Source organism: Dyella sp. AD56, assembly GCF_002878475.1.
In the GTDB taxonomy this organism is placed as follows: Bacteria; Pseudomonadota; Gammaproteobacteria; order Xanthomonadales; family Rhodanobacteraceae; genus Dyella.
In genome coordinates this window covers 24,828-30,827 of record NZ_NRDP01000032.1, presented here as the reverse complement: position 1 = coordinate 30,827, position 6,000 = coordinate 24,828, and the positions used below count along the sequence as shown (strand labels likewise).

Here is a 6,000-nt window from a genome sequence, read left to right as displayed (position 1 = left end):
GCTTGTAGTTCACCACGAGTCCTTCCTGCCGAAGCTTCAGATAGATCATGCCGACGCCATAGCGTCGGTGGCGTTGGGCCAAACCGACGATGCGCTCGCGCAGCGCCATGTTGCGATCGGGGCGACCTTGATAGCGATAGGCGCTCGCGCTCATGCCGACGATAGCCAGCGCCCGACGCTCGCTCAGTTCTCTGCCCACCATGTAACGCACCAGCTCACGTCGGGCCGGTGCGTTCACCACTTTTTCGCAACGCATCCTTGATGACTTCGTTCTCCAGTACCTGTTCGGCCAGGAGCTTTTTCAGCCGCCCGTTCTCTGTCTCCAGATCCTTCAGTCGCTTTGCTTCGGGCACGCTCATGCCTCCGAATTTACTGCGCCACAGGTAATAAGAAGCCTCACTGAAGCCGTGCTTGCGGCACTGCTCCTTGACTGGCATGCCGGCTTCAACCTCTCGCAGGAAGCCGATGATCTGCTCTTCGGTAAAACGCTTCTTCACGTCCAATCTCCTTCGGTTGGGGGATTGGACTCCAAATCGAATCGCTACTCAAAAGCGGGGGGACGTCGGCACCGGCACAGACTTAGCCGATGCAGTCATTGGATGGCATGGTTAAGCGGTAGACGACAGTTGCGGCGACCGCCATGCCAGCCATCAAGAATTTCGCATAATGTATATCTTTGGCCGGCTTAACAGGCATTTTCCACCCCGCGAGAGGTGGCATTATCGACAGCATTTTCTCCGGGTGGCAAACCGTTCAAATCTGCGCCCAAAAAAGGGCGCTTACCACGGCATTTTCTCGCTGCCGCCGACAAAATCGATTCCTGCTCCTCAATGCGGTCAAGGATGTAATCCTTGACGTTACCGTAGGCGTCCAAATCCTCCTGGCTATCACTGGTCGGACCGATATCCAACAACGCCTGCAACATGCGTTTCCACACGCCCAGCAACTGCTCATGCTGCCGTCTCTCTACCGCTTTCATGCGATCATCCCTTGGGGCAACGCCCCGGTTGGTCTCTACCAATCGCCGCCCGGGTCAGGCCGTCAAACTCGGCCCGGGCGGCACCTTTCGTGCCGTGTCACGGCTTACCGTGACACCGCTTGTACTTCTGGCCACTGCCACACGGGCAGGGCTGATTCGCCCCCACCTTGGACACCTGAGCTACCCGCGAGGCAGCCGCCGGTGGAGCCGGAGCAGGGTCCGGCGATCCCTTCATCGTCCGGTGATACTTGACCAACTTTTCCGCTTGGAAGCCGGTCCAGTTCCTCACGGCTTGGACCACAAAGGCGTTCAAGCTGAGCCCCATCATTTCCGCCACCGCCGACGCTTCTTCCTTCAAGTCGGGAGGCAACCGCAGGTTCAATTTCGCCGTCTCGGACATGGATCACTCCGCTCAAAATGTGGCCCCATTCTGGCCCCATTATGGCCCCATGTCCATCCGGCGCGAACCGCGCCAGTAAGCCATTCGTCCCGAATGGCATGTCCCTTGTTGCATTAAAGACAAGCCCCAGCCCACACCCCTCGCGCTGCGCGCGAGGGGTGTGGGCCTCGGCCCCTGCAGGTAACCAAGAAAGATTGGTCAGCTGGAGCAGGGCGATGACTGGCATCACCTGCTCGACTTTGATCACGGGATCGGCCTGTACGGCTTCGGGTTGGAGCGAGACGGCCTCCGGCCTCGCCGGGGCCATAGCCCCGGCACCCCGCGCCGCGCGCTGAGCAAACTCCTGGCGCCAGAACCGGGCCTGCTCGCAGAGCAGCGGCCAAGCCTCGAGCTTCCCGGGAAGGAAGCTGTACCCGTTGGGGCTGACCAACTCCGCGGTGCGCTCGTTCAAGATCCAGCCGGCCCAGCGATCGTTGAGTGCACCCATGTCGCCGCGACGGCGCAGGCGAAGCAACCGGACCACAGACCAAGGCACGCGGCGCTGGCCATCGTCCCAGTAGCGAACCGTGCGCATCGACACGCCGAGGAACTCGGCGCAGGCTTTGCGGCTCAGAAAGCAGCTGTGGCGGAGAGCCCGAAAGCCATCGGGTGCCAGGTGCCATGGCCGACGATATGGCCTGCGACGGCGAGCAGCAGGAGCGCCAGAGCCAGCATCTGGACCCACCATTCCGGCGGTCTCTGACTTCGCATAATGTATATTATGTAAAATAATGGACGGGCCAGCGCTGCCTTGATGAGCGCCTTGTTTCCCTGTACTCCTGGCGCAACATTGTGTCCCTTTTGGACGCAACTTGTATCCTTTTGTGCCCTAACGCTGCATCCCAAAATAACGGACAGAACGTTGTATCCATCAAGTTGCGCCCTCATTATCGCATCTCACGAGGATCGCATTGCCAACCGCGGAGCTAAGGCTTAGAAAATCAGAAATGCCCCTCAACTGAGGCAATCGACATGGAGCCTCCGTGGATTACGCGACTGCTGAGCCCGGGACTATCGGCCCGAAGCCGAGCTCAATACTTGCTGGTGCTGGAATATGCCGCCACCTGGTACCGATTGCGCCATTTTCCGCACGAATTCCCGCTAGCTTGTGAGCCCGCGCGTCCTTTGAGCAGCTTGGAGATTCAGGCATTCGTGGAAGACCAGTTGCCTGTCGTTCGGGATGGACGTGCTGTCTGTGCCATGAGCCTGGGTCCTTATGCGGCCCTTCGACGGTGCGGATATTTCCGGGGCCATGCTTGCCCTAGCGAGGCTACGTCGCGTTGGCGCCTTAGAGTGCTGTCGACCTGCCAGGAACAGCTGCATCCCGGCTTCTACGCTGGTGAATTGGAATTCCGCGAAGGCATCGTCCGGATTAGTGCGGCCTGGCAGCACGTAAATGCCACACTGGGCGACCCCCAGCTCGCGGCTCTGAGCGGCGACATCGTTAGTCAGATGCGCGACGCCTGCCCTGAATCCAGAGACGGCATTTTAGACCGGGCGATGGTGACTTTGTTGAAAGTCCTCACAACGAGCCAGGTTTCACGGCTTCGGCTCGGCGACTTGATCGTTGGTCAGATCCAAGGCGAAGACGTTCTGGAGCCTGCCGTGGATATCTCGATTCGTCGCCCGGCGAATTCATTCCAACGACAGTATCCATGCAGGCGGCTTCTCGGATCTGATGCTGAGGCCGTCACGGCCTGGTGGGTGTGTCGTGTGCAGGACGTCCAGGAGATCACGGCTGAACCGGCTACGCCTGCACTCCCCTACTTGGTTCGAGAAGCGTCGGGCCACGGTGTGGCGAAAGCGAGTCGCGAATGGGTGCTCATGAGATTCCATCGCTTGGCTATCGCGGCGGGCGTGGAGGTGGCCGGTCGGCCCTGTCGACCCTCCATGATCCGGAGCCTTGGTGACTGCGAAAGTCCCGAATATCTGCGACTGGTGGCGACCGCGAACCATCTTGGACTTGAGCGAGTAAATTCGGTGTATCGCATCTTGGAAGGCGGTAGCCCTCGAATAGGGGATGCACCCTAGTGACGAAGAGCCTGCGCACGGGCGGGATAAATTACCCACGCGTCGGGATAGCTTTGCTCAGAGAAGTTGTCCCATGCCGATGCTCCCCCGCTCGGGCTAACAGCGGAGCCGACGAGACGGAAGGTTTGGCCATCCACCTGGATCAGACCATCCAGGCGCTCACTGACGTTGAGGACATCGGCAGTCTCGAGGCGGTCCCAAGCGCGGCGTCGCTTGCATGCGATGTTCAAAGTATCGATCAGGCTCTGCGCATAAAGACTGATGCCTGAGTCAACTTCAAATGACGCCATCGCGATGCGGTACAGCGCGATCAGCTCGCTGTTAGTGATGAGGTAGGACGGAAAAGCTAGGACGTCAATAGACTGCTCGGTCCTTGCTTCAAAATGCCAGTGCGTGTCGAACTCCATTTTTCTCAAGCGCTCCAGCTCACTATCCAGCCAAGGGGATATTGGCAGAGGTAGCACCGACTCATAGGCCCTCCGGCGAAATGCCTGAAGGGGCGCGTCGTCTGTCTCGCCTGACGGCCAATGGGCTGCCGGAGCGCTCCACGGCTTAATCGCGACGACCCATGCCCCGTGACTCTCATCGTGATCAGGAGTTAGTGGTTCGAGATGGGGCGCAAGCGGCTGCAGCGCACTGAAGAGTGCGGCAAATGCGCCTGGCGTAGGTAGGTCCACCTCCATCCAAATGCGCCGACAAGGGGGATACATCACATAGATTGGCCCGATGATCGCGCTGATCTGTTGCTGAAATTGTTGGACCCATTGCCATTGCGCGGCCCACGTCATCACCAATTCCTCGGGTGGAGGAAGTACGCCACCTAATACATCGCCTCCGATATCGCATCCTCGCGTGCATCGCAAGGCGTCGCCCACATACGTATGCGGATATCCGCGCCACGCTATCGAGGCGCCACATGACCAGCAAGCGTCCATCAGTGCGACACCATGATAAGGGCAGCGGCGAAGAAGTCGTGCTTGAAAAGCATAACTATGCCATCCAAGCGTTAGGCATTTCGGGCAGTAGCGCATTCGCTCGAGGGGATGGCTTTCCAAGGACTGCATTGGGAGCCAGGCGTGGATGGACGCTTGGTGAAACGCAAACGGCATCGACTCGGGTTCACACGCGCTGCAGCGCTCCATGAGCGCGATCGACGCGTGCTCCGGTTCAAACGCAAGGCGCAACCAGTCGGCCGGAATGACCTTCCGGGTTTCTTGGGCGCTCAAATGGTTGACCCGGATCATGCGGGCTACATAGCTGTAAAACGATTCGTAGGGACGGTGGCGTACACCGTATCCAATAAGCTTTATTAGTGGCGTAACTGTGCCTGGCATCGGGAGCTCACTCCCTGGGAACGACTCTTGGTTGATTGAAGTGTGGACCTTTCCGGAACGTGCGTCAGCTCTTGTCGTAGGGCGCTCGGTCGCCCGCAGAAGGGGTCTGGCAGGCCAATGCTCTACGGGGGGCGACCATCCTTCTAATCAGAGGCATCACGCCGTGCGTTCTCAATCCATGTTTCGAGGCGATAAATCCGACCGAGTTTGATCATGTCTAACGGGGCGACGTCGCCCAGCAGCGGATTGCGGGTGAGAAACCATTGGTGCGCCTTGCTGGAGTCAGCTGCCAACGCCATCGTTACTGCGTTTGCCAAATAAGCCAGCTGCGCAATGAGACTATCTTGGGGTTCAAGCCCTGGTCCGTCGCGAGGGGTGATTTTCCGAATCTCCCTGGCTTGGCTTTCCGAAAGCCCGAACCACTCAAGCACCCTTTCGCGCGAAGGGTGCCCGTGTTGGAAAAATCCAAGCGGGTCCAGTTGTTCTTCGTAGGGATGTAGCTTCGGCATGGCGGTTTGTTACCGGGCTATATTCACTTGGTACAGGAAATATAATCCAGATTCGACACAGCCGAACACCAGTCGAAAGGTGGCAAAGACCATCAGGTCGGCGGGCTGTGCGACAATCTCTACATGATTCAGACCCGCCGATTGTCGCGATCCGCTCTCGATGAACTCGATCACCGCCTTCAGGAAGAACTTGCAAATCTCGAGCGAGTGAACCAGGCATGCATCGCAGAGGAGCCCGATCCGGCGCTTCGAGCACGGCAAGAGTTCGATGACCTTAGGCGCGAATATAACTTGACCGTCGCTGACGTTTTGGCCTTCTTTCCAGAAGATGAGGCCGTAGCGTACTTGCTCGGATTGATGGAATCTCCATTGCCCGCAGCTGCTGCCCCACAGTCCACGCCTAAACGAGTCCGGTGAAATTGTCTGCCAGCTCGTCTTGCCGCTTTGTCGCAGGCCGATTCGGACCCCGCGCTCTCGGGCTCGCCCCGTTTTTTTCTTGGTACGGACTCCGCGCCCCATCCGCGCGCCGTGAAGGAATCGGCATGCGGCTGCGCGGGGATATTCAATGCGCCAGTGGCGCTGGAAGTGTATGCACAGGTGTTTGAAGAGGAAGGCGCACTTGACCGCCTTGAGGCTTTCGCTTCAGAGCATGGGCCCCGTTTCTATGGCCTTTCCCCCAATGCGGGCCGGGTCACGTTGACGCGCAGT

General features: G+C 58.9%; 5 protein-coding genes and 1 pseudogene. 1 reads left to right on the top strand and 5 read right to left on the bottom strand.

Annotated features, from left to right (window positions below; translation table 11 throughout):
- The 3 genes and pseudogenes from DyAD56_RS19985 to DyAD56_RS19975 form a co-directional block, all read right to left on the bottom strand.
- Positions 1–437: pseudogene (locus tag DyAD56_RS19985) on the bottom strand (transposase); the annotation flags it as partial.
- Positions 438–685: 248 nt separating this feature from the next.
- On the bottom strand, positions 686–979 hold the full coding sequence (locus DyAD56_RS19980) for a hypothetical protein (protein WP_102304596.1): 294 nt from the start codon (positions 977–979) through the stop codon (positions 686–688).
- 97 nt (positions 980–1,076) lie between these two features.
- The gene (locus DyAD56_RS19975) at positions 1,077–1,379 is read right to left on the bottom strand and encodes a YlcI/YnfO family protein (RefSeq protein WP_102304597.1); all 303 of its coding nucleotides are present in this window, start codon (positions 1,377–1,379) and stop codon (positions 1,077–1,079) included.
- A 1,332-nt stretch (positions 1,380–2,711) separates the two neighbouring features.
- Between DyAD56_RS19975 and DyAD56_RS19965 the strand changes: the two genes are divergently transcribed.
- Complete coding sequence (locus tag DyAD56_RS19965; protein ID WP_102304595.1) at positions 2,712–3,449, top strand: hypothetical protein; 738 nt, start codon at positions 2,712–2,714, stop codon at positions 3,447–3,449.
- Here DyAD56_RS19965 and DyAD56_RS19960 read toward each other — a convergent pair.
- A complete protein-coding gene (locus DyAD56_RS19960) occupies positions 3,446–4,237 on the bottom strand; it encodes a hypothetical protein (protein WP_102304594.1) in 792 nt (263 codons plus the stop codon). The genes DyAD56_RS19965 and DyAD56_RS19960 overlap by 4 nt on opposite strands.
- 689 nt (positions 4,238–4,926) lie before the next feature.
- Positions 4,927–5,292, bottom strand: coding sequence for a hypothetical protein (locus tag DyAD56_RS19955; RefSeq protein ID WP_102304593.1), 366 nt, complete (start codon positions 5,290–5,292; stop codon positions 4,927–4,929).
- Positions 5,293–6,000 lie beyond the last annotated feature (708 nt).

Excerpts from the sequence above, each read along its gene's own strand:
- DyAD56_RS19980 (WP_102304596.1), bottom strand. The coding sequence starts at position 979 with ATGAAAGCGGTAGAGAGACGGCAGCATGAGCAGTTGCTGGGCGTGTGG.
- DyAD56_RS19975 (WP_102304597.1), bottom strand. The coding sequence starts at position 1,379 with ATGTCCGAGACGGCGAAATTGAACCTGCGGTTGCCTCCCGACTTGAAG.
- DyAD56_RS19960 (WP_102304594.1), bottom strand. The coding sequence starts at position 4,237 with ATGACGTGGGCCGCGCAATGGCAATGGGTCCAACAATTTCAGCAACAG.
- DyAD56_RS19955 (WP_102304593.1), bottom strand. The coding sequence starts at position 5,292 with ATGCCGAAGCTACATCCCTACGAAGAACAACTGGACCCGCTTGGATTT.